12 protein-coding genes are annotated in these 23,144 nt (G+C 37.3%); 2 read left to right on the top strand and 10 right to left on the bottom strand.

The features are described 5' to 3' along the window. Positions 1-324 precede the first annotated feature (324 nt). From ALGA_RS23185 to ALGA_RS12000, 4 genes are all read right to left on the bottom strand, one after another. Positions 325-7,347 carry an ice-binding family protein gene (locus ALGA_RS23185; RefSeq protein WP_197705554.1) on the bottom strand — a complete coding sequence of 2,341 codons (7,023 nt, stop codon included), beginning with the start codon at positions 7,345-7,347 and terminating at the stop codon, positions 325-327. 860 nt (positions 7,348-8,207) lie between these two features. Further along, a complete protein-coding gene (locus ALGA_RS12010; protein WP_096429527.1) occupies positions 8,208-9,011 on the bottom strand; it encodes a hypothetical protein in 804 nt (267 codons plus the stop codon). Positions 9,012-9,937: 926 nt separating this feature from the next. After that, the gene (locus ALGA_RS12005) at positions 9,938-10,858 is read right to left on the bottom strand and encodes an immunoglobulin domain-containing protein (protein WP_096429526.1); all 921 of its coding nucleotides are present in this window, start codon (positions 10,856-10,858) and stop codon (positions 9,938-9,940) included. A gap of 415 nt (positions 10,859-11,273) precedes the next feature. Next, positions 11,274-13,280: a PA14 domain-containing protein gene (locus ALGA_RS12000; RefSeq protein ID WP_096429525.1), complete on the bottom strand. Its 2,007-nt coding sequence runs from the start codon at positions 13,278-13,280 to the stop codon at positions 11,274-11,276. 107 nt (positions 13,281-13,387) lie between these two features. On the opposite strand from ALGA_RS12000, the gene ALGA_RS11995 reads away from it, so the two are divergent. Next, complete coding sequence (locus ALGA_RS11995) at positions 13,388-14,089, top strand: YjjG family noncanonical pyrimidine nucleotidase (RefSeq protein ID WP_096429524.1); 702 nt, start codon at positions 13,388-13,390, stop codon at positions 14,087-14,089. Positions 14,090-14,702: 613 nt separating this feature from the next. On the opposite strand, the gene ALGA_RS11990 is transcribed toward ALGA_RS11995, so the two are convergent. Both ALGA_RS11990 and dnaB read right to left on the bottom strand, forming a co-directional pair. Then, positions 14,703-15,992: an asparagine synthetase B gene (locus ALGA_RS11990; protein ID WP_162845437.1), complete on the bottom strand. Its 1,290-nt coding sequence runs from the start codon at positions 15,990-15,992 to the stop codon at positions 14,703-14,705. Positions 15,993-16,039: 47 nt separating this feature from the next. Further along, positions 16,040-17,572 carry a replicative DNA helicase gene (dnaB, locus tag ALGA_RS11985; protein ID WP_096429523.1) on the bottom strand — a complete coding sequence of 511 codons (1,533 nt, stop codon included), beginning with the start codon at positions 17,570-17,572 and terminating at the stop codon, positions 16,040-16,042. Positions 17,573-17,764: 192 nt separating this feature from the next. Here dnaB and ispE point away from each other — a divergent pair, with 192 nt between their 5' ends. After that, complete coding sequence (gene ispE / locus ALGA_RS11980; RefSeq protein ID WP_096429522.1) at positions 17,765-18,580, top strand: 4-(cytidine 5'-diphospho)-2-C-methyl-D-erythritol kinase; 816 nt, start codon at positions 17,765-17,767, stop codon at positions 18,578-18,580. Positions 18,581-18,651: 71 nt separating this feature from the next. On the opposite strand, the gene ALGA_RS11975 is transcribed toward ispE, so the two are convergent. From ALGA_RS11975 to tgt, 4 genes are all read right to left on the bottom strand, one after another. After that, complete coding sequence (locus ALGA_RS11975) at positions 18,652-18,960, bottom strand: biotin/lipoyl-containing protein (RefSeq protein WP_096429521.1); 309 nt, start codon at positions 18,958-18,960, stop codon at positions 18,652-18,654. 12 nt (positions 18,961-18,972) lie between these two features. Further along, complete coding sequence (locus ALGA_RS11970) at positions 18,973-20,517, bottom strand: acyl-CoA carboxylase subunit beta (protein ID WP_096429520.1); 1,545 nt, start codon at positions 20,515-20,517, stop codon at positions 18,973-18,975. A 204-nt stretch (positions 20,518-20,721) separates the two neighbouring features. Continuing rightward, positions 20,722-21,798, bottom strand: a complete 1,077-nt coding sequence (locus ALGA_RS11965) for an LptF/LptG family permease (protein ID WP_096429519.1) — start codon at positions 21,796-21,798, stop codon at positions 20,722-20,724. Positions 21,799-21,917: 119 nt separating this feature from the next. Next, on the bottom strand, positions 21,918-23,048 hold the full coding sequence (gene tgt / locus ALGA_RS11960) for a tRNA guanosine(34) transglycosylase Tgt (protein WP_096429518.1): 1,131 nt from the start codon (positions 23,046-23,048) through the stop codon (positions 21,918-21,920). Positions 23,049-23,144: the final 96 nt, after the last annotated feature.

Genomic DNA, 23,144 nt, shown 5'->3' with positions numbered 1-23,144 from the left:
TAATAATTCCAATCCGGCTTAAAAAGGGAATGAGAAACAGAAATTTCATATTGAAAAACCCGATCCACACAGAAGCCTGAATTAAAGCCTTTTAAAGATAGCAACAACAGCTATATTATCTTCAACACAAAACATGAAATAATCAAAACATCTACCAACAGCCATAAAATACATGTCAGGACAAGCTAGCAGTATGTCAAGTTTGTTTGTTTTTTACGAACGGATCATAAAAAAAAGCCTCAGGTAAACTACCTAAGGCTTGTATTGTTCTTAATAAATGCTTTTGCTCGTAAAAAATACAAATTATAAAATGAAGGCTTGTACTTAGTCGAAGAAAATTCCTATTGGGTGTGGTTTTGGATTAACTGTTACCCAAAATGATTTACGTTTACTTTTTCCGGCTTCATTCATCACTTTATAGGTAACCTGAGAAATCCCTACCGGAAATGCATATCCACTAGGGTCACTAGTTGTTATAGGTCCAATATCATCAGGATCACTACCAAAAGACACTATTTCAACATAAGTGGAACTCTCATCAGCCTTAAATCTGATTCTGTATTCTATTGTCATATTCGCATCAGATGAACAATTATCGGAATACTTATCTTCTGATAAGCTTAAATCGTCAACTTTCGCTGTTTGAGGTGTATCCCCCTTTGTACCCTCATCAGCACAAAGCGTTATGGACATTGATTTTAAATTTTCTAGAATTGGTTTTTCATCATCGGTTACGGTTATATCAAAACTACAAGTAGCTATATTGTCCGCCTTATCAGTAGCAGTATAAATAACAGTTGTTGTTGTTCCAACTGTAAAAATATCTCCCGATTGATGGGTACTTATTAATTCAAAAGTACAATTATCGGTAACAGTAGGTGCTATCCAATTTACAGTATTATTACATGCACCAACTGTTATATTAGTTGGGCAATCTGTGAGTATTGGCTTACTATCATCTGTTACCGTAACATTTTGCGTACAAGTCGCTGTATTTCCTGATCCGTCTGTTACCGTCCAGGTTACCTCAGTAGTTCCGATTGGGAATACAGCTGGTCCATTATTTTTTATACTTGCAATGGTACAATTATCTACTGCTGTTGGTGTTCCTAATACTACCGGATTTGTCACTGTGCTCTGACCCATAGTAACGGCAGTTTGAGCCAGCAACATCCCATTGATTGAAGCACCTGTCTGTAAAGTAGCACTAGTTTTCCCCATAATGATTCCTTCAAAATGGCTGGCTGCTCCTAAAGTAACAGCACCGGCTGTCTGCCAAAAGATATTTTTTGCCTGGGCACCTCCTGTTAAAGTAACTCGCACATTTGCACTCATATCAAGTGTACTCGCAATCTGGAATATCCAAATATCCTTTGGCCCCCCCGCAATAGTAACATCTGTTGGGATAGTAACTGCAGTCGTAAATTTGTAAAGACCACGTGTAAGTGTTTTGCCACCAATATTTCCGGCGCCTAAATCCAAAAAATCAGGACCAACACGTCCTGCAGCATCAGCATAAGCAGTTTGCATATCAGTTACGGCCGTGGCTAACCTGCTGGCATCGGTTACAACACATGACGGTCCGGCAGCATCAACAGAATATATTGTTCCGGCAACTTCGAGACAGCTTAAGGTCATTGCGGCACCTGTTATTGGACCAGAACCTACATCTCCGGTAATCGTTGATTTAAAGACACTGGTAATACCTGTTTTTGACAGAATTGCAAATTCGCCTGCCAGACCTAGATTTACGGTTGGCAATGCTTCTTCTTCGCCACAATTATCTGCAATTATTGGTGTTCCTAATGCTACAGAACTTGCTGTACACAAGCCTGCATCTACAAATACTTTTACATCATCTGGACATGTGATTGTTGGATTTATTTCATCTTCTATCGTTACAAGAGCTACACAATTACCTGTATTTCCATGTGCGTCTTTTACAGTCAATGTAACTTTGTTTGCTCCTACATTATAACAACTAAAAGTTGTTTTACTCAAGCTCATGCTGGTGATACCACAATTATCACTTGATCCATTATCTATGTCTGTTGCTGCGATCGTCACATTACACGTTGCATCTAGTTGTACGGTGATATTCTGACAAATCGCTATTGGTTCAACCTTATCTGTTACAGTCACTTTCTGGGTTGCCGTATTTTTCAAACCAACATTATCCGTTACAGTCCAAATCACTATTGTTTCTCCCAGCGGAAATGTAACTGGAGCATTATTCTTAACAGACTTAATGCCACAATTATCATCCGTTACGGGTGTTCCCAGCATAACTGAACTCGCTGTACAATTATCCAAATCTGAATCTACGGCAACATCAACTGGTGCTGCTATTGTTGGAGCTTCATTATCACTTACTGTTACTGTTTGCTTACAAGTCGCTGTATTTCCTGATGCGTCTGTCACGGTCCAGGTTACTGTAGTAATTCCGATTGGGAATACTGCTGGCGCATCACTTGTGACACTTCCATTGGCACAATTCACTGTGTTCTGATCAAGTGTCACTGCAGTTTGAGACAGAAATCTTCCATTGATTGAAGCGCCTGTCTGTAAAGCAACACTAGTTTTCCCTAAAATGATTCCTTCAAAATGACTGTATGTTCCTAAAGTAACTGCACCGGCTGTCTGCCAGAAGATATTTTTTGCCTGGGCACCTCCTGTTAAAATAATTTTTACAGCTGAACTCATATTAAGGGTACCAGCAATCTGGAATATCCAAATATCATTTGGCCCCCCCGCAATAGTAACATCTGTTGGGATAGTAACTGCTGTCGTAAATGAGTAAAGACCAGGAGTAAGTGTTTTGCCACCAATTATTCCTGCGCTGAAATTATAAAAATCAGGGTTAACACGTCCGGCAGCATCAGTATAGGCAGCTGCCATATCAGCTACGGCTTTGGCTAACCTGCTGGCATTGGTTACAGCACATGGTTTTGGGCCGGCAGCATCAACTGAATATATTGTTCCGTCAACTTCGGCACAGTCTAAGGTAATTGAGGTACCTCCAATTGGACCAGAACCTACATCTCCGGTAATATTTGATTGAAAGACACTGGTAACGCCTGTTTCTGACAGAATTGTAAATTCCCCTGCCAGACCTAAATTCACGGTTGGTAATGATCCTTCTTCGCCACTTGCAAACATACAATTATCTGCGACTTTTGGCATTCCTAATACTACCGAACTTGCTGTACACAAACCTGCATCTGCAAATGCTGTCACATCAACCGGAGAGATGATTGTTGGATCTGTGACATCAGCAATAACTACATCTTGAGTCACATCAATATCATTTCCATTGCCATCGTCAAAGTTCCAAGTAATTGTATGGGTACCTTGAGTGATATAAGTCAACGGATCTGATGTTGTTCCCGTAATGGTTCCGGCACATGCATCTGCGGTTGTTGGCGCTACTACTGTAGCTGAGCATTCACCTGTTACGTCTTCCAGTTTTGGTATTACCGGATCTGTTGTATCAGACAAGATAACATCGAACGAACAGTCACTTGAATTACTACTGGCATCAGTTGCTGTTAAAGTAATTGTTGTATTTACACCCACAATAGTTCCTGCAGCAGGACTCTGTGTCACAACAGGAGCTGAATCGCAATTATCACTCACACTTGCCAATCCAGTATCCGTATAATCGAGCAAAGTATAATTACAAGAACTGGTGTAGTTTGCATTTTGGTTGCCAGGACAGGTAATTGTAGGATCCTCATCATCAGTTACAATAACATTAAAACTGGAGGTTAGCTCATTGGCGCCATCTGTTGCCGTATAAGTAACTTTTGTTGTTCCAACAGGGAAATCATCTCCACTATTGTGATCAGAGGATAGGGTTACAGTACCACAGTTGTCTATTGCAGAAGGCGTATCCCATGTGGCCTGAGCTGAACATTTTCCAGATTCAGCAGAAATGTTAATATTGGCCTTAGTTTGAGAAGTACAGCCCATAACCTCAACTTCTGCCAATGAAAGGTAATTAGTGCCGCTTAGCTGTATTTTCACATAGCGAAAAGTATTTCCTGACGTTAAAATCCGTTTCAAATCGCTAGGATCACCGACCACATAATAACTCTCCACTGTCGGATCATGTAAAGCATCAGTAAGCGAAACACTTTGAAGATCATTATCTGAAAGTAACACATAGAAATTCTGCAAACGATCTGGACAACAATTTGTTCTTCGATATATATTCACATAATCCACATTCTCTTGAGCACCCAAGTCAACCTGCCACCATTCTTGCAGATTATTTTGGGTATGAGTTACCGAATTATCACTCCAATCTCCACTAATATTCCCATCTACGGCACGCGGAGCGATTCCACTACCATACAAACTGGATTGACTCGCACTTCCCTCAAATGCATAATTCTCGGCCTCAAAACAAAGTAGAGGAGCTTGTCCGCCATCCTGAACTGTCACCTTAAAACTTGCAGGAACACGACCAGCACCATTCGTAGCCGTATAGGTAACCACGGTTTCGCCAAAAGGGAACGCCTTTCCTGGATCATAATCTTTAGTTAATGTAACTGCACCACATTTATCTAATGCAGTTGGCTCTGTCCAATTAACCACCTGATTGCAATTAGTTATAATTATATCTGCTGGCATTCCGCCAATAACCGGAAGTTCAGTATCTCCAACCATTATCGTAGTACTTGCAGAAATACTAAGCTTTGGATCAGTCGTAAACCCACCATATTCAACAATATAACCTTTGGGCTGATACTGACCACTTCCTCCTCTATTATCTAAATCATTCCAACCCCATTCTACATTCTCAGTATGAGTTGGATCGGTAATGTGAGCATAATATTCATCACTACTATTGTTAGGCTCCGACTTATAAGTATTCGTGTTCCATCTCGAATATTCACCATTAACAGGAACACCTCCATTTTTAGATGAACGCCCCTGCCAAAAATGAAGTCCTTTACCACCATCCTTTTTTCCTTCTGGACCAGTAACCCATCTCCATTCACCATCTTCGTCTCCATCTGCATCACTAGCACCAATCCACCCAGCACCAATGGTTCCAGAGCCAGTTATTTTAGCACCTGCGAAAACAGCTTCTTCCTCAGATGTTAATGTTGCCAGATAGCCCTTGAGGCCATAATAAGTTTTTTTCTCTGCCTCATCACGTGCGTCTGTCCATGTTATATCCAGCTCCGAAACAAATTGATAAAAATGGCCCGACTCAGGAAGAAAATTGGCATCCTCTAAGGTTATTGAAAAAGTCCGGGGACCTTCTGTGCGAGGACTAGTAAGACTAACAAACTCAACATACTTTATTGCATTCTGAAACTGAGCATCAGTAGTAGAAGCCGATCCGGTTAATATAAGCATCCCTGTAGTTTCATCCCAACTCGAAGTTATATCACCTATATGATCTGGACCTGCAAAAAGCTCTAATTTATCTTCACCTGAAACATAGCCACCTGAAATTTGCACAGACATTGAAACCAAAGCAGTTCCACTCGTAACCATAATTGATTCAACAACAAAAATTTGCTTATTATCATCAGCACAAATTGACTGATCTCCTCTTGCTGTAATTTCAGGAGCTGCAGTTGTTCCCGAGTTTACAGTAATTGATAATGCAGAAGAATTACCATTTCCACATGAATTAACTCCACTAACCGTCAGGTCTCCTGAGGTAGCATCGTCAGCAAAATCAATTGTAATCTCATTGTTACCATTATTGTTTATAGTTTCTCCAGTTCCTGAATACGACCACTCGTAGCTATCTGAATTAGTAATTGAAGAAACCTTATAACTCACACTTGTTTGCCCTTTTAAAACAACATCATCACCTGCTATAATCCCAGCATCGCCAACTAAAGGATTTATGACAAGATCACCGTCACTTGTTACAGATATTCCGCCTATAGTGACAGTTATTTTACCCGTTGTTGCGTCATCCGGGAGAATTACAATTATTTCGTCTGTGGTATTCGATTTTATTGTTGCTGCTTTACCTCCAACTGTAACTTCCGTTGCGCCATCTAAATAATTTCCTTCAATTGTAATTTCAGCATTTGATTTCTCGCAGGCACTAGAAGTAATACTACTAATTTCAGGCGGTTTACGCACACCCGTAACTTTAATATTGTCGATATACTGAAGCTCATCCGTAAAGGTATTCATTAAAACCACCCTAATTTGTAACATTCCCCCATCAGGGACTGTAGTGCACGATTTTGAACCTAATGAAATATCACCTAGAAACTCCCAACTAGTATCAAATTGATACTCCACTCCACCTACTATATAATAAACCCGGACATAATCAGCCTGAACACCGGTATCCTCTAAGCTATTCCCATTTATTGCCCAAGAACCGACATCCATAGAGACTTTAATATCAGAATAACTGGAAATTGGAATCGCCTCACTCAACCACACCCCTTCATAAGAACCTGATATTTGATATGGAGATAGATTATTACCAACCAATCCCCAATCAGATTTAGACAGTGGATATTCATCTCTCTTAAGATCTCCATAATCAAAAGTAGCAACTCCTTTTATTGGCAAACTATTGAAATTCTCATTCCAAATAGCTGTTGCGCCAACAGCTGGAGTACATGGATCTGATCCGGAATCTGGAGAGACAATATTTAAAGTATAGTCTTCCACTTCACCCCAAAATGAATCTCCGCAAGCATCTACAGCACCATCATTAATTCTTATCCTCATTCTTGTACTACCTATTGTAGCACCAGATGGAGGAGTTATTGTTCTAATAAATACTGCAGAGCCACTGGAGGCAGAAATAGTTTCATCTTTATCATTGAAATCTCCATCCTGATTCCAATCAACCCAAATTCCATATTGATCTCCAGACCAATAATACCCATTCGTAATAGTTATTGAATATCCTACTCCTATATTAACATCTGTTAACAGGGATGTATAATCAGAATAACCAGACCAACCACTGAATTTATCAATACTACCTACTTGTACTCTACTTATATACTCATACTGATTGGTCGCTTTAGCTAAACAATACGGGGCTGCTACAAGAGTAACAGTCTCATCTCCAGCCTTATTCCAATCGGAGCGACTTTTCCGCCAATATTCTAACACATAATCACCCTCATCCAGTCCGTTAAAATTCAAGACATTATTAGCCTTCTGAATTCCATTAATCTTAACATACTTTACCCCATTAGCAGGCCAATTTATAGTAATACTTCCATCATTACTCGTTGGAGTGGTTGGGTGTAAAACACTTGCTGTCTGCCCCAACAAAGTACCACTCAGCGAACAAAGAAAGAAGAATAGGAAGAAAAATTTTAGGTGTAGATGTTTCGTCAAGGGGATGATTTTAATGTGCAATTGGCACTTATTCTAATTAAAATGGAATCTATTTTTTCGCAATGTAAGCTTTAGGATGGTGATTGTTTAAAAGTATTTGGCTAATTTTTAGATGATTAAGGCATTATGACAAGCCACCTCTCTAAACTCAAATAGTTAATCATTCTGAAACAATCAGCACATCCGGCCGCAAATGTTTTATCTACAAAACATTAGGCTTCCTGTAAGATTACAGTCACTTTATCAATAAATACACTTGCACCACAATAGAAAAAAAGTTGATAAAAATGCAATTTTATTTTCGATTGGTCACTTTTCTTATAAAAAGGGAAAGTAAAGAGAGTTTTTAATGGAGTAAAGAACTGATTTGATTTTTCGAAATAGCTTTGGCAAATTCACTAAAGCTTTTCTGCTTTTTTCGAATCCATCAAGATTTGCTTAAAGGGCTTCGCGTTTTATACCATCCACTTCAATACTAATGCTGCTTTCTATACTCATATTGTATTTGGGTTTAATTAGGGTTGATCATTTTTGAGTAATAATTCCAATCCGGCTTAAAAAGGGAATGAGAAACAGAAATTTCATATTGAAAAACACCATCCACATACAAGCCTGAATTAAAGCCTTTTAAAGATTATAACAACAGCTATATTATATTCAACACAAAACATGAAATAATCAAAATATCCACCAACGGCCATAAAATACATGTCAGGACAAGCTAGCAGTATGTCAAGTTTGTTTGTTTTTTACGAACGGATCATAAAAAAAAGCCCAAGGTAAATTACCTCAGGCCTGTATTGTTATTAAGAAAAGCTTTTTCTTGTGAAAAGTACAAGTTAGAAAATGAAGGCTTGTACTTATTTGAAAAAAATTCCTATTGGAGCAGGTAATGGAACAACAGTAACTTCCACATAATTACTGTACATATAATCTTCCTCATCATTCTTTTTTGAAACTTTCCTTCTAAAATAATAAGCTCCATCCATTAGTTCCAAACCAAGGGATATTAACTCAATATCAGCCTGGCCCTCAATAATGTTCCAGTTATTATTATCAACAGAATACTCCCAGGAATATTTCTTAAAAGCAGCAGGCCAAGCCACAGTCATATTTACAATTGAAGGCAAAGAAGACCCAGCACAACTAGTCGAACTGCCATCAAGCTCAATAGTACCCCCGGTAACACCACCAATTACTTTCTGGTAATAATCCCAAACATCTTTATCAATACCTTCTAATTCCGGAATTATAGAATGACCTCCAGGAAGCAATACAGGCATGTGCTGTTTATCACCTCCATAAGCTTCGTTTATGAATACTTTACTTATTGCACCTTCCTTAAATTTTCCTCCCCACTTATCGGGAGAAGTAAAACTCTCCGCAATTAAATAACCAAGAGCTGACACACTAACATTCTTCCCTATTAATAAATTCCCTGTAACAATTACGATACCTCCCTCATTAATTGTTAAACTTTCCTTCTCACCCATAACAAGGTCACCTAATACAATTAAAGTACCATTAACTATTATATTTTCATCTGATGTAAAACTGGTCTCGTGAACTTCCTCAACTCCGAGTTTAATTTCTCTTGCAAGCAAAGAAAAGCTAAACAATAAACATACAATGAATAAGATACTTTTAAAAAAATAATTTGCCATAGTACGATACCTAAATTTGTTAATTGAAAGTGAACATTAAATAAAGATTCAACTCCAGCATCAGTAGAAATATAATTAATATTTATAGATGAATTAGGCTCTTTGGCCGTATTTTTTCCTTTTTGAGCCATCAAATCATTGACTGATAGTAGTACATAAAATAAACGAACAGCGAACCCTGAAATTTGTGATGCGGGAAAAGCTTTTGAATTTAAGATGATTTATCAGTAACAAAATAGATTTAACAAAAGGGTGCAAGGATACACACAATAAAACCTCTTCTTTTACCAACGGAATATTCATTTGAAAGTACATAAGGCGTGATTCAACCAACTACTTATACTAAACAGTACAAACAAAGGTAACAACAAGTCGCACACACGCACTACAACTTAAATGTCAAGTCACAAGTATTCCGTCAACATATTCATTTGTTATGTCAGGATTATCAAACTGTTTGTCAAATGAATATTTTTACACATCAACGATTCATAAGAGATCATAAAACAAAATACGCCAGCCTTACATTCATCAATTACAACTACCAATAAAGATTAGTTTCAGGAAATGCAAAAAAAAGAGTCATCCTAAAATAGTCTGATACTTTTTATCTGACTCAACATTACAAATTACTCATGGTAAAACCCAACGCCCGTTGGGTTTTGATTGACTACAAGTGTGGCAGAATTGGTCAGATTTGCTTCACATGAACCACTTACTGCTTTGAAATTAATTACATTATTTCCAATCGAAAATCCTGCTGTCGGAATTGTAATACTATAATTCTCCACGAACGGACACGAATACATCTGGCAGTATAAGTCAGCAACTTGTCAAGCTTGTTTTTGTTTGCAAACAAATCACAAAAAAGCCTGGAGTAAACTACCCCAGGCTTCGATTTTTATGTTATAATTGAAAGCTTGTACTTATTTGGAGAAAATCCCTAATGGGCTTGGAGTTGGTGTAATTGTAATCGTTACTGCTTTTGAATTTGCAACACAGCCATTCCCTTTTTGCACTTGTCGATAATACGAAGTCGTTTGTGACAATACACCTGGAGTATAATTTAACTGAGTAGCTCCACTTATTTCAGTCCAATTCGGCACATCAGAATCAGTACTGTCTATCGACAAAAACCACTGATAGGTAGTCTCAGTACTTGCAGTTAATTGAACAATCTCTGAAGGATTATCCCCAATGCAAACAGTTTGATTACTACCAATACTACCCGGATCTATACCAACACCGCACAGAACCTCTTGATAATACTCTTCAATATTCTTTCCTTCAAGATCTTCTATATATCCATAATTACAATCAGAATTAGTATGATCTCCTGTATTACATTCCAAAACAGGATAATTTGTAAATGGATCTTTACCGCTTGGCAACGACACGCTACCCCCAACATATACTTGCGCGGGATCCTGATCACTTGTAAAACTACCGTTCTTACTACTCCCTAAAAATGCCAGATCCCCTTGAACAATAAATGTCCCACCTGCTTCAATATCAACCTTATTTGCAACAGAAACACTACCTAATACAATTAAAACAGCACCACTTCCTAAAACCAAATCGGCATTATTCCCCAAGATAAGATCACCGTAAACTACTAGAGTATCTCTAACTGTCAACGTCCCTGAATTATATTTTAAATTAGCACCAGCATTTATTTCGCCATAAATACTTGTATTTCCACTTACACCATTCAATGGTGGCATAGATGACAACCAGGATCCAGAATCTGTCCAGCTGCCAGAATAACTATCAATGGAAGTATATTGTCCAAAACAAACAGTTGAGAATGTTAAAAATAACAGAACAAAGATTAGGGGCTTCTTCATAATATTTACTCTTTGTAAAAAAAAATAAAAACAATAAATCGATAATGACTAAGACATATTACGCAAAACTAACACATTTGTTTACTTTTATTCTGTAAAACTAAAAACACTTTTTTTTAAAATATAACAAACTTAAAATACGAACACATTTTCTTCAATCTAGACCGCACGCTTTGGGATTTCAATAAAAACTCAGAGATTAGTCTTCATCAACTCTTCGAGATTACCAATTGCAATCAACATTTAGTAGCTTCCTATTCTTTAAATCCCGATACGAATATCATAACGGCAAATTATGGAATGCTTACTATCAGAAAAGGCTTACAAGAAGATTTGATGTGCCGAAGATTTTACCTGACCTTAAAAGAGGCAGGAAAAAATGAATTGCTTTTAGCAAAAGAAATTGCGAATTATTTTATTCAAAATAAATCCCAATTGGCAAAGGAATAGGATCAATATGTATCACAGCCTTGTTCAGAAGATCTAATTCACAAGCACCCTTTGCTGCATGAACAGTAATTGTATTATCGCCTACGCTTAATACTGAAGAGGGAATCGTTAATACGAGAGTAGATACACCTCCTGTAACAGAACTTCCAATTTGTGTTGTCCCATTAAATAAGGAGTACACAACATCAGTTTCGCTAGCCAGAATCGTTACACTTGCATCCACGCCTTCACATTGCGTATCGTCTGTAACCGTTAAAGAATTATCTGGTGTTCCCACAACTTTCACATTAATATCGCAGAATGTAGAATTCCCGTTCACATCAGTTACTGTGAAAGTCACGGCATTATCTCCACTATCATTACATGTAAAATTAGTTTTACTTAACGTTCTTGAAGCGATACCACATTCATCGGAATAGCTAGGATCCACCTCATCTACCGTAAGATCATAAGAGCCTGTTGCGCTAACATCCACCGTTACATCCTGACACGCTCCAGAACCATCGCTCTTCACAAACTGCCGCGCAAGTCCTGGCCCACTCATTTCTAATTTTATAACAGCACCACCTGTGCGTTCATAATACTCTAAAATAATTGGTACCACTTGTCCTGCCAATAAAGATATCGCTCCTGAATTTACTGTAGTCCCATGATCAGTCCAATTATTAACAACCTGTGACCCGGCAACCCACAAGCGGACTCCATCATCCGAGGTCGTATAAAAAGTATAAGTTCCTGCATCAACAGCCTGAACACTTCCTTGAAATCGAATGGAGAAATAATCACTTCCAACCAGAGTCGATTCAGGAGCTCCTGAGCCCCAATAATAATTCAATTCATCAACAGCTATGGTTTCTTGAAAGGTATCAAAATTCAGTCCATCGTAATAGTCTGCTAGTAAAGCTGAAATTTTAGGCGGCGTAACATCTGCAACAGTTACAGTAAAACTATGGGTCGCAGTATTCCCAGCATTATCGGTTGCAAGAAAAGTATTCGTTGTTGTTCCTACCGGAAACAAAGAACCAGAAGGCAAACCAACAGTTTGAGTCACTAAAGCACCTTCAAACTCCACAACATATCTACGAGTAGATCCCACGGGTAAATCATTCCACAGGCCAGTAGTATACATTTCGGTATAATCTTCTCCTGTGCTATAATCATTAGGTTCAGCACCATTCCAATTGGTATAGCTTACAGCTTCTCCATTAGACCAAGCAAATGTTCCTTCATTTGTCGCATCATTTAACCCTATCCAAATTCCACCAACCAAATTATCAATAAAATCGTTTTCAGTCTGACTGGTAATAGTTACTAAATGTCCTCCAACATTCGCAGCCGCTAACATTGCATCAGTTGCAGATGCAATTCCGTCGGAATAATAGTAAGTATGGTAATCTAATTCTCCCAAATAGGAAAAACCTGTTAAAGTTCCGGTGTAAGCAGAAAAATTATCTGTCGCGGAAGGCGAGGTGTAATTTACAATCTCTCCACATTCGATTCCTAATGCATCGATCGTAATATTTGCTTGTGGATTTTGAAAAACGGGTGGCGTAACATCAGCACCATCAGCAATTACAACCAATAATGATGTTGGCCCTGAAGGTGTTGCATTCTCAATTCCAGAAAGAGTTATTTTTAACTCAACTTTCGAGGAACCCCATTCTTGATAAACACCAATAATTTTAAAAGAAAAACTAGTCTCATTATTATCAAACTTCCTGTAATAAACAGCAGGTTCGATTTCAAAATCATAATTCATTGATCCTGTACCGTTCGTCTCATAACTCAAGCTTACTATAGCATTATTACCATTACTTTTTTTACTTAAGCTTACAGTAACTATAGCTTCACCTCCATCTTTTAAGATATTATCATTATCAACACTAATAGAAATCAAGGGTAGATCTTTAGCAGACACTCCCATACCAGAAAACCCTAACATCAATAAAAACAGCAATAAACACCTAGTCATATAAATCAATATTGATTATATTAATATATATAAAACTAGAAAATAGTACGCAGAACTACCACATTTATTTACTTTTATTCTGTATAATAAAAAAACTCACATACTACATGACAAGTTTAAAGTACAAACATATTTTTTTCGACCTCGACCGAACACTTTGGGATTTCAATAAAAACTCAGAAGTTAGTCTTCATCAACTCTTTAGAGATTACGAATTGCAATCAACATTTGGCAGCTTTCTGTTCTTTAAATCACGATATGAATATCACAACGGAAAATTATGGAATGCTTACTATCAAAAAAGGCTTTCAAAAGAAGATTTGATGTACCGAAGATTTTATCTGACACTGAAAGAAGCGGGAAAGGATGATTTGGCTTTAGCGAAAGAGATTGCAAGTGATTTTATTGAAATAAGCCCCTTACAAACAGTCACTTTCCCAAACACACATGAAACCCTTGGCTATTTAAAAGAAAAAGGCTACCAATTACATATCATCACAAATGGTTTTAATGAGGTTCAAGGCAAAAAACTCAAAAACTCAAAATTAGACGGCTATTTCACAAAGATTATTACCTCGGAAGATGCAGGTGCAAATAAACCGACTCCGCAAATATTTGAATATGCATTTTCTGAAGCTGGTGCTTTAGCAAAAAACAGCATAATGATTGGGGATGATCTTTCGACAGATATTGCCGGTGCCAAAAGAATGAAAATGGATCAAATCTATTTTAATCCTCACAGAACCAATCACAAAGTTGAGCCAACATTTGAGATTAGTAATTTGCTTGAAATAAAAAACATCCTATAATATGCTAATCAACATGTTTTAATTGCAATCTGTAAGCTGGTTTTAATATTTTTTAACAATTCGCAACAAAAAACAGATGAAAGCTGAGTAATTATAAGAAAAAACTTTTACATTTGTGGTAGCAAACAACAAAACCCGATATGCAAACTTGTTTTGTTGCCAACATCCGGTTTTGTACTGTGACATTCATAAATAATTCTAAAGGGTTAGTGAAGTTACTAAGGTTAATAGATTACAAATGGTTAATAATATATTGAAACTGGTATTTAACCGATGTTGAAATACGAAGGCTGCGTTTAGGGGACGCAGCCTTTTTTTTTGTCTCTATTTTTCAAAAAAAACCACTATTTCAAAGAAATGGAAATAAAGAAAAAAAGTTTCACCACAGACAACACGGAGTTACACAGAGAAAAAATCATTAAAATAGTTTTGCCTTATTCGGGTTGGAGTGGAATTATTCACAGATGTTTTGCAAGTAGAAACTTAGCACGATGAACTTCACAAGAACCAAAAAGGCACACAGCATATTGAATTTTGGACCATTTGACTTTTCGAATCTTGGACCATTTGACCTTTCAAGACTCTTCCAGACTTTTTGACTTTTCGATTCTCTTTACGTTTTTCTCTTCTTCTTCTTTGCTGCAGGAAATAAAACATTATTTAGAATTAAGCGATAACCTGCCGAATTCTTTTTCAAATTAAGATCTGTGGGTGGATCTCCAACTAAATGCTGGTAATCTTCGGGGTCGTGTCCCCCATAAAAGGTCCAGGTTCCTTTCCCCAAATTCCCATGAATATACCGAGCTTCACCGGCAGACTTATTCTGTCCCATTACAAGTACACTTGGCTTTAGTAACTCCAATTTAAAGGCCGTTGTTTGTCCCATGAACCCTTTTATTAGGTTCTTATGGTTCTGACACAACATTGTTGGCACGGGATCCCATTTTGCTGAAAACTCAAACAAGGAGAAATAATCTTCATCCTGCCTTATCGTTCTCGTTAAGGTCACATCAATATCCGAAAACTCATATACATTCGGATTTGTTTCAATCGAAAAATTTTGAAAGGCGAGAGTTTTTGAATAATCCAGATGAGACTGAGCATCCGGCTCCATTGGATCACCATCAAATACAGCAGCACAAATATCGTGTTTCCCAGCAGCTAATGAAATATCGAAGGTATCGGTGGCAGAACACATAGCAAACAAAAAACCACCCGCCTCAACAAAGCTTCTTATTTTTACAGATATTGCTTTTTTCAAATCTGAAACCTTCGAAAAACCATAGCGATTAGCCATCTCCAGATTTGATTGCACCTCATCCTTATACCATTTCATATTTCGGTAAGACGCATAGAATTTTCCAAACTGTCCGGTAAAATCCTCATGATGCAAGTGCAACCAATCGTATTTTGACAATTTCCCTGTCATCACCTCATCATCATAAATAATGTCATAAGGAATTTCGGCATAGCTAAGTGCCATAGTAACCGCATCATCCCAAGGTTTCTTTCCTTTTGGGGAATAAACTGCAATTAAGGGTACTTTTTCAAGTTTAACCGCATCCATATTCACTTCATCGCTCGAAATATCATTTAATATCTGTTGGGCAGAGACATCACTTAAAACGGAGAAACTAACACCTCGAATCTGACACTCATCTTGAATTTCCTTATGGAAAGGAACTAAAAAGGACCCTCCCCGATAATTTAACAACCAATGAATCTCATAATTATCCTCCAAGGCCCAGAATGCAATTCCATAAGCCTTTAAATGGTTCTTCTGTGTATCATCCATCTGAATCAACAAACTCGCTGAAAAAGACACATGGGCAGACAAAACAAGAAATAGCAGAAGAACTATTTTTCGAGCAAATAATTTTAAGAACAATTTATCTTCTATCATGAAAACAAGATAAGGAATTCTATTTGGTAAGAGATTTTTAGAATATATTAAAAAGGAGGAGCATCATTAAAATCATTTCCTCCGCCAAGGCCTGCATTAAAATCATCAAAACCTGAAGGTTCCTGATTCATGCTAGAACTAAATGTTTTCACATCGTCTAAACCTGGTGTTGCGAATGGGTTTGCTGCTTCACCTTCTAAATCGGTAAATCGAGCTAAATTAGTACGGAAACGAAGCTGAATATCTCCTACGGCACCATTACGATGTTTTGCAATAATGATATCTGCAATACCAATTAAAGAATTCCCTTCTGCATCTTCCGTAATTCCATATCTCTCTGGTCGGTGAATAAACAACACCATATCCGCATCCTGCTCAATCGCACCAGATTCACGTAAATCGGAAAGCATTGGTTTTTTAGCATCACCAGTTCTTTGCTCCACTCCACGATTCAGCTGAGAAAGTGCAATTACCGGTACATTTAATTCTTTTGCAATAATTTTTAGCTGTCGCGATATTAAACTTACTTCCTGCTCACGGTTACCGCGCATATCAGAACCAGCTGTCATCAGCTGCAAATAATCAATTACGATACAACTTATATCATGTTTTGCTTTTAATCTACGGCACTTTGACCGTAATTCATAAATAGACAAACCTGGCGTATCATCAACATAGATGGGCGCTTCAACAAGATCTTTAATTTTCACGTGCAATTGTTCCCATTCAAAATCCTCCAAACGTCCACTTCTCAACTTCTCAGAACCTAATTCCGTTTCACTGGATATCAAACGTTTCACCAATTGATCTGCACCCATCTCGAGTGAGAAGATAGCGATAGGTGCTTTATGGTCAACGGCCATATTTCGAGCCATAGACAACACAAATGCTGTTTTCCCCATAGAAGGACGAGCTGCAATAATCACCAAATCGGACTTTTGCCATCCGGAAGTAATACGATCCAAGGCAGTAAATCCTGAAGGCACACCACTCAAACCATCGGTACGTTTTCCCGCCTCAAGAATTTGATTGATTACCTCATCGGCCAAAGGGCGAATATGAGAAGATTCTTTTTTAATATTTCCCTCAGCAATCTCAAAAACCTCTTGTTGAGCTCTATCTAAAAGATCAGCCACATCAACACTTTCGTCAAAAGCTTGTGTTTGAATTTCAGATGAAACTCTAATTAATTCTCTCTGAATAAATTTTTGAGCGATAATTCTTGCATGGAATTCAATATGAGCTGCCGAAGCTACTCTATTGGTTAACTGCGTAATGTAAAATGGTCCACCTACATCATCTATCGTCCCCTGACGTTTCAACTCCTCAGTTACCGTTAAAATATCAACAGGCTCCTCATTAATTGAAAGAGACAGTATGGCTTTGTATATTTTCTGGTGAGCATCCTTATAGAATGAATCAACATTTAAAATATCCCCTACCGAAATCATTGCATCCTTTTCAAGCATTAATGCTCCCAAAACAGCTTCCTCAAGCTCTAAAGCCTGTGGAGGAACTTTCCCGTAATCAAGATCTACTTTATTCTTCGGTTGATTGTTATATTTATTTGCCCCAGCCATAAAATATCAAATTGTAATAATTCATTATCCCTTTAAAATCAACACTCTACATATTTAACCCAGCCTTAAAAAAAGCTAAAGAAAAATTACAGAACGCAAGGCCAAAGATAGAAAATAAAAATACTACAAATTGATTTTTTTTGCTCTTATAAATCGAGTATTTTTACCCTTCAATCATAAAACTTATTACTTGTGCTTCGCTTCCCAAATGCTAAAATTAATATCGGATTAAACATCGTTGAGAAAAGACCGGATGGATTTCACAACATCGAAACCATATTTTACCCAATTCCTCTTACCGATGGTTTGGAAATTACGGATTCGAACAATGAAAAAAATTACACTTTCAGTTCATCAGGCATTCCAATTGATATTGACGACAAGGATAATATTGTTTGCAAAGCATTTGAATTGCTTCGTGCCAGCAACAACATCCCTTCAACCAATATTCATTTGCACAAAAACATTCCGTTTGGCGCTGGGTTGGGAGGTGGATCTTCGGATGCAGCCTTTATGATAAAAATGCTGAACGATCATTACAAACTGGGGCTTTCATCGGATACAATGAAAAATATGGCTGGACAATTAGGTAGCGACTGTCCTTTTTTTATTACCAACAAACCCATTTTCGCAGAAGGAAAGGGTGATGCTTTCTCCGAGGCACTTATTGATCTTTCTGGATATCACATTATGCTGGTAAAACCAAATATTCACATTAGTACACCCGAGGCTTACTCAAAGATAATTCCTTCGCGTCCCAACAAATCAATAAAAGAACTTATTAAAGAACCCCTCGAAAACTGGAAAGACTTACTATTTAATGATTTTGAAAACAGCATCTTCCCCAATCATCCAGAACTGGAAGAAATCAAAAATAACCTGTATGACATAGGTGCAATTTATGCATCCATGTCGGGCAGTGGATCTTCTTTATTCGGGATTTTTAAGGGTGAACCAAACTGTCCCGCAATATGGAGTGACTATTTTTGCTGGAAAGGCAAGCTGTAATACCAAAAGCCTTAAAAACAGAATGAGCCTGTTCGTAACGAACAGGCTCATTTTATTTTAAATCGGAAAAATTACTCGATTTCCACCATTAATAACCTGTTGGGAACCTTTGATCCTTCAACAACATGGATCGCACCAATTTTACCATCAAAAGGCATTTTAATCTGATTCTTCATCTTCATAGCTTCAAGAATCATAATCGTTGTACCTTCTTTAACTTCTTGTCCTTCCTTAACGTATATTTCAACAATTGTACCAGGAATGAATGAATTTATATGCTTAGGGTTAGGTCTAACCCAAGGCTTTCTTTCCTCAAACTTCTTAGTTAATTCTGTTGTATAAATAGTACCGTCAACGTTGAATTGTTTTAAATTTCCCATATCGAATACTTTTTAAAATGGAGGAATACCGTGTTTCTTCGCAGGTCTGTAATCAACTTTGTTACTAGAAACCTCAATAGAGTGCAACAATATGTTACGTGTCTCCTGTGGTTCAATAACAGTATCGATATAACCTTTAGCTGCCGCAACATAAGGATTAGCAAACTTCTTTCTGTACTCAGCCACCTTTATTTTTCTCATAGCTTCAGGATCCTCTGCTGCCATGATCTCCTTTTTAAAGATAATGTTAGCCGCTCCATCAGGTCCCATAACCGCAATTTCAGCATTTGGCCATGCAAACATGAAATCGGCCTTCATATGGCGAGAATTCATCGCAATGTAACCTCCACCGTATGCTTTACGGATAATAACTGTGATTTTAGGAACTGTTGCCTCACTGTATGCATAAAGAATTTTAGCACCGTGACGAATAACACCCATATGCTCCTGATCAACACCTGGCAAATAACCTGGCATATCCTCAAGGGTAACAAGTGGAATGTTAAAAGCATTACAGTAACGAATAAAACGTGCAGCTTTATCTGATGAATCACAATCCAATACACCTGCCAATACTAATGGCTGATTCGCAACAAAACCTACTGTGTCACCATTCATTCTACCGAAACCAATTACAATGTTTCGTGCAAAATTTTCCATACTCTCAAAGAAATCCGAATCATCTACAATAGATTTGATTACGTTACGAATATCATATGGCTGAGTAGGATCAGAAGGAACAATTTCTTCAATTTTGTATTCTGGTTTTGGTGGTTTAGGTGGAAATGCCTTCGCTTTTTTCGTATTGTTCCATGGTATGAAGGTAAGCAGCTTCTTAATTTGTTCGAAGCATTCGTATTCGCTTAGAGCATAGAAATGAGCATTACCTGTGATTTCACTATGAACTTTAGCTCCACCCAATTCTTCCATGGTAATTTCTTCACCCAAAACTGTTTTTATCACCTCAGGACCGGTAATGAACATTTTAGAAATGTTCTCAACCACAAAAACATAATCGGTAAGCGCAGGAGAATAAACAGCTCCACCAGCACAAGGACCAAGAATAACTGACAATTGAGGAATTACACCTGATGCTAATGTGTTTCGGAAAAAGATTTCTCCATATCCAGCCAGTGAATTAACACCTTCCTGAATACGGGCTCCTCCCGAATCATTAATACCAATCAACGGTACACGCATCTTCAATGCATGATCCATGATTTTAGTAATTTTACGTGCATGCATAAGACCAAGAGAACCCCCAGCAACGGTAAAATCCTGTGCAAAAATACACACGGGCTCACCATAGATAGTTCCGGTTCCAATGATAACTCCATCACCATGGAGTTCTTTCTTTTCCATACCAAAGTCGCGAGCCTCATGCTCAACAAACATATCGTATTCATGAAAAGAATCTTCATCTAATATAGACGTTACTCTTTCTCTGGCAGTCAATTTCCCCATCGCAACTTGCTTCTGAATGGCTTTTTCACCGCCACCTTGAAGCACTTTTTCTTTTCTCTTTCTAAGATCAAGAATGTTTCGTTTCAATGACATATTTTGTACATTTAGTTTAGAAAATATATACTTTCATATATATATATTGAGTTTCATGAGCTCATGAAACTCCAAGATACAACATTACTAATTTTTAGGGTAAAAAAAAATTCTATTCAATATCACCCCACAATTAGCCACATATAAAATAAGCTCTTTCGTCTGATAATCAAATCAATTCAGAAAAAACTATTTGTAATTTTTCTATTTTGGCGCAGTTTTATACAAATACATCGCTATAATTGAAAAAACAATATTAGGCAACCAAACGGCAAGCAATGCATTCATACTGCCATTAGTTGCGAAAACAATGGATATCTGCATAAAAAGGATAAAAGAGAAACTTAACACTAATCCAATCCCTAAATGCAGTCCCATCCCTCCACGAATCTTACGTGATGCCAATGACACACCAATTAGCGTAAGAATAAAAATCGAGAATGGATTTGCCATCCTTTTATATTTTTCAATTTTATACGCTTCAATATTACTATCACCCCGCATCGATTGCTGATCAATATATGCATTCAACTGAGGTAAATTCATTGCCTCAACAATATTTTTCTTCGAACCAAACTCTTCTGGTCCAAAGTTAAAAGTCGTATCCTTTGTCCTTCCAGTCTCAAACGATTCTTTATCACCATCTATTGTGCGAATAAAGAAATCATTAATGGTCCATTTTTTCTTCTCTTTACTCCATCGAATCGACCGGGAAGTTAATTTAGACACCAATTCCTTTCCCTCAAACTTCTCCAGCGCAAATTTGTACCCCGTATTACTTGACACCTCGTAATTAATCATATAGATAAAAACACCAGGTTTTATCTGTCTATGAATATTTCGCTCTTTATTTCGAAATTGCTTATCAATATATGTCGCTGTAAAGTCAAGTCTTTTTTGATTGGCTGGAGGAATAATGTAATTACTTAAAACAAATGAAAAGATTCCAATAATTAGCGCTGAAATAAAGTAGGGATACATCATCCTTTGAAAGCTAATTCCACTACTTAATATGGCAATTACTTCAGTATCATAAGCCATTTTAGAGGTAAAGTAAATTACCGCAATAAAGGTAAACAACGCACTAAAAAGATTGGCGAAGTATGGAATGAAATTTAGGTAATAATCGAAAATAATTGCCCTTAGCGGAGCTTCTTTATCTATGTATTCATCGATATGTTCCGAAAAATCGAAAACTACTGAAATACTTATTATTAAGACAATAGCGAAAAAGAAAGTTCCCAAAAACTTTCGGATAATGTATAAATCTAATTTCTTCAAAACCTGAATTTTAAATTCCTTATTTCCCGAAAATTGCAGAATAACAAATTCCAGGATAAAAGTATAACTTATTCTTCAATTACCAATCGAGCTGGCTGTATTGTAAGATTTTTTAACAGTTATAAGCGAACAGCTAATTTCTTAACCATGATTTCTTTCCATGTTGAGAAGGTTCCTGCAATGATGTGCTCTCTTGCTTCGCGCACCAACCACAGATAAAATGCCAAATTGTGAATACTACAAATTTGAGAACCCAACAGCTCACCCGAATGAACTAAATGACGAACGTAAGCTTTTGAGTAGGCCTGATCCACATATGATGTTCCATTAGGATCAATTGGTGAAAAATCATCATGCCATTTCTTATTCTTAATATTGATAGTTCCTTCACTTGTAAACATCATGCCATTTCGACCATTTCTGGTAGGCATAACACAATCAAACATATCTACACCTCTCGAAATAGCTTCCAATATATTAACCGGAGTACCAACCCCCATTAAATATCTCGGTTTGTCTTCAGGTAAAACCTTATTTACAACCTCAATCATCGAATACATATCTTCCACAGGCTCACCAACAGCCAAACCACCAATAGCGTATCCGTCCCGATCTAAAGATGCTGCATGTTCTGCTGATTTAACCCGTAAATCGTTATATACACAACCTTGTATTATCGGAAATAAAGTTTGTGAGTAACCATACTTAGGCTCAGTCTCATCAAATCTTTTCACACAACGTTCCAGCCATCTTTGAGTAAGCTCCAGTGAATTTTTCGCATACTCGTAAGTTGACGTTCCCGGAGGACATTCATCAAATGCCATAATAATATCGGCTCCAATCGTTCTTTGAGTATCCATTACATTTTCTGGTGTAAAGAAATGCTTCGACCCATCAATGTGAGAACGAAACATTGCCCCTTCCTCAGATAACTTTCTATTATCAGCAAGAGAAAAAACCTGAAACCCACCACTATCGGTTAATATAGGGCGTTCCCAACCATTAAACTTATGCAGGCCTCCTGCCTTTTCCAACACATCCAAACCTGGGCGTAAATACAAATGATATGTATTTCCCAAAATTATTTCGGCATTGATATCATCTCTTAATTCTCTTTGATGTACGCCTTTTACAGAGCCAAGTGTCCCTACCGGCATGAAAATGGGAGTTTGAATTTTCCCATGATCAGTAGTCAACTCTCCTGTCCTAGCCGAAGACTTAGGATCTGTATTCAGTAATTTAAAATCCATACAAACTATTTTTATTTATTTACAAACAGGTTTCTCTTCCAATCTGTAAAAAATCAGGCAGCAAAGATACTAATTAATCCTATTCGGAAATCATTC

It is taken from the genome of Labilibaculum antarcticum (assembly GCF_002356295.1).
GTDB lineage: Bacteria > Bacteroidota > Bacteroidia > Bacteroidales > Marinifilaceae > Labilibaculum > Labilibaculum antarcticum.
The sequence above is the reverse complement of the archived record's forward strand: the minus strand, read 5'-3'. Positions and strand labels throughout refer to the sequence as shown.